Below are 3497 nucleotides of genomic sequence, written 5' to 3'. Positions count from 1 at the left end.
ACCCATCATGCTCAACGCCATTGTCGATGCCTCGCTTCGATACAAGGTCCTGGTCATCGTCGCCTTCCTGATCGTCATCGGTCTCGGGGTGCAGGCGTTTCGCCAGGTCCCGGTCGATGCCTTCCCGGACGTGACGCCCATCCAGGTCAACGTCTACACCGAGTCACCCGGCCTTGCAGCCGAGGACGTCGAGAAACTGCTCACGGCCCCGATCGAAGGCGCCCTCGCCGGCCTGCCCGGCGTTCAGGAGGTGCGGTCCGTCTCGCTGTTCGGCCTGTCCTACGTCGGCGTTTACTTCGACGACGACATCGACATCTATTTCGCGCGTCGCCTGGTCGGCGAGAAGCTGCAGGACGTGAAGGGCCGACTGCCCCAGGGCTACGGCGAACCCGTTCTCGGCCCGAACAGCTCCGGGCTGGGCCAGGTCTTTTGGTACACGGTCGAGTCTGCAGACAAGAACCTGTCCAGCATGGACCTGCGGACGCTGCACGACTGGACCGTCAGGCTGATCCTGCGCACGGCGCCCGGTGTGGACGACATCATCACCTGGGGCGGCGACGAGAAGCAGTTCCAGGTGCAGATTGACCCGAACGCACTCGTCAAGTACAAGCTGTCGTTCAAGCAGGTGATGGAAGCGCTGACGGCCAACAACAAGCAGGTCGGCGGGCAGTCCATCAACCTGGGCCGCGAGCAGTACCTGGTGCGCGGCCTGGGCCTGGTGAGCAATGTGACGGACATCGGCGGCATCGTGGTCGCCGAACGCGGCGGAGCGCCGATCCGCGTGCGCGACGTGGCCAAGGTCGTCGAGGCGCCAGCACCGCGCTTTGGTGCCGTCACCCGCGACGGCAAGGAAGCCGTGCTGGGCATGGCGCTGTCGCGCGTGAACGAGAACGCCAAGACCGTGGTCGACGCCGTCAAGGCCAAGCTCGCCATCGCGCAGGCCGCGCTGCCCAAGGGCGTGACGCTCAAGCCGATCTACGACCGCACCGAGATCGTCGAGAAGGCGCTGAAGACCGCAGAGAGCTCCCTGGTCGAGGGCGCGATCCTGGTGGCGGTGATCCTGTTCCTCTTCCTGGGGGAGTTCCGGTCCGCGATCGTCGTGATCGTCACGCTGCCCCTGTCGATGCTGATCGCCTTCATCCTGATGCAGCGGTTCGGGCTGTCGGCCAATCTCATGTCGCTCGCCGGGCTGGCGATCGGCACCGGGATGATGGTGGACGGCGCCGTGGTCATGGTCGAGAACGCGTTCCGGCTGCTCTCGCATGCGCGCGAGTCCGGCAAGCCGATCAACAGGACGCACGTGATGCTGGAAGCCGCTCGCGAGGTGGTCAATCCGATCGCGTTTGCGATCCTGATCATCATCGTCGTGTTCCTGCCGCTCTTCTCCCTGACCGGGCTCGAGGGCAAGCTGTTCAAGCCGATGGCCCTGACCATCACGTTCGCGATGGCCGGCTCGCTGGTCCTGTCGCTGACGCTCGTGCCGGTGCTGGCCGCGTTGATCCTCAAGCCCAAGGAAGAGAAGGACACCTTCCTGGTTCGCTGGGCCAAGAAGGCCTACGTTCCGCTGCTGGACTGGGCGCTGGAGCGCAAGAAGCGCGTGATCGGCACGGCACTCGTGCTGCTCGTGGGCACGCTGGCCCTGTTCCCGTTGCTTGGCAAGGAGTTCATGCCGCAGCTTCAGGAGGGGGCCATCATGTTCCGCGTCACCGGCATCCCGTCGACTTCGCTGGACGAATCGCTGCAGGTGTCCCAGGCGGTCGACACCACTCTGCGCACGAAGTACCCGCAAGTTCGCTCCGTGCTTGCCACGATCGGCCGCGCCGAGAAGGGCGAGACCGCGGACGTGAACTACATGGAAGTGCTGGTGGACATGAAGCCGCAGGCCGAGTGGCCGGAGAAGGCGTCCTACTCGGCGCTGGCATCGCAGATGCAGGAGGACCTGGAGAAGGTCGTACCGACTTCGGTCTTTGGCGCGACGCAGCCGATCCAGATGCGGGTGGAAGAGCTCATCTCGGGTGTGCGCGCCACGCTGGCGCTGAAGTTGTACGGCGAGGATCTGGAGACCCTGGACCGCCTGACGGCACAAGCCAAGAGCGTGCTGGAGAAGGTGCCAGGCGTCACCGACCTGTCAGCCGAGGCCAACAAGGGCAAGCCCCAGCTCGTCATCAAGGTCAACCGCGAAGCGGCCTCGCGCTATGGCATCAACGCCGACGAGATCCTGGAGGTCGTGCAGGCCGGCATCGGCGGCAGCGCCGTGTCGACGCTGATCGATGGTACCAAGCGCTTCGACATCGCTGTACGCCTGGCCGACGGCTTCCGTACCGATCCGGAGGCGATCGGCTCCATCCCGATCCGCACCGCCGAAGGAGCGCTCGTACCCTTCTCCCAGGTGGCCACGCTGGAGCTCGACGAAGGGTATTCGTTCGTGCGTCGCGAGGCCCTGCAGCGCTACGCCGTGCTGCAGATGGACGTCAAGGGCCGCGATGTCGACAGCTTCGTGAAGGAGGCTGACGCAAAGCTCAAGGAAGCGGTGCAGATGCCGGCCGGCTACTGGGTCGAGTGGGGCGGCGCCTTCGAGAACCAGCAGCGCGCGCTGGCCCGGCTGGCCCTGATCGTGCCGCTGACGATCGGGCTGATCTTCCTCTTGCTGTACACCGCGTTCAATTCGCTGCGGCACGCAACGATCATCATCGCCAACGTGCCGTTCGCGATCATCGGCGGCATCATCGGCTTGTTCGTCACGGGACAGTACGTCTCGGTCCCCTCGGCGATCGGATTCATCGCGGTCTTCGGCGTCGCGATGCTCAACGGCATCGTGCTGGTCTCGTTCCTCAACGATCAGCGACGACACGGGCTGTCGGTGAGAGAGGCGGTCCGGCAAGGGGCTGCGCTGCGGCTGCGGCCCGTGCTGATGACGGCGTCGGTGGCCATCCTCGGCTTGATCCCCATGCTGCTGTCCACCGGCGTCGGCGCCGAGACCCAGCGGCCATTGGCGACCGTCGTTGTCGGCGGGCTGATCACCTCGACGGCGCTGACGCTGCTGCTGCTTCCGTTGATCTACGAATGGGCTGAACTGCGCGCCGAGCGCCGCAGGCAGCCCCTATCGGTTCCCGCCATCGAAGAAGGAGCGACACCATGAAGGAAATCAAGGCCTACGTCCACGCCAGCCGCATCGCCGACGTCATTGCCGGGCTGAAGGGCTCGACGGTCTGGGACAATCCAGATCACGACGAGCACAACCTGGCGGTCTACGTCGTCAAGGGGTCGCTCGTGCCCCTGGACGATGCCGAGCGCCACTACTCGCTGGAACTCGGCGAAGAGATCATCAACGAGTACAAGGTCGAACTGCATTGCCACGACGAAGATGTCCCCGCGCTGGTGGACGTCATCCGGCGCACGGCCAGGACCGGGTCGGCCGTGGCCGGCTGGATCTACGTGATGGACATAGCCTCGGCCGAGCCGATCCGATGACGCGGCAGCAGGCCTGCCCGGTTCGG

2 protein-coding genes are annotated in these 3497 nt (G+C 65.3%); both read left to right on the top strand.

The genetic code is table 11. The features are described 5' to 3' along the window. A partial coding sequence (locus D9C15_RS32760) for an efflux RND transporter permease subunit (RefSeq protein ID WP_240668688.1) occupies positions 1-3139 on the top strand: 3139 nt, incomplete at its 5' end. Further along, positions 3136-3471 (top strand): P-II family nitrogen regulator, encoded by a 336-nt coding sequence (locus D9C15_RS32755; protein ID WP_128003648.1) that lies wholly within the window; start codon positions 3136-3138, stop codon positions 3469-3471. The genes D9C15_RS32760 and D9C15_RS32755, both read left to right, overlap by 4 nt. Positions 3472-3497 lie beyond the last annotated feature (26 nt).

Origin of the sequence: Piscinibacter defluvii (assembly GCF_004011805.1) — a bacterium.
Classification (GTDB): domain Bacteria; phylum Pseudomonadota; class Gammaproteobacteria; order Burkholderiales; family Burkholderiaceae_C; genus Piscinibacter; species Piscinibacter defluvii.
Note: the sequence above shows the minus strand (reverse complement) of the source record. Positions and strands in the feature narration are given on the sequence as shown.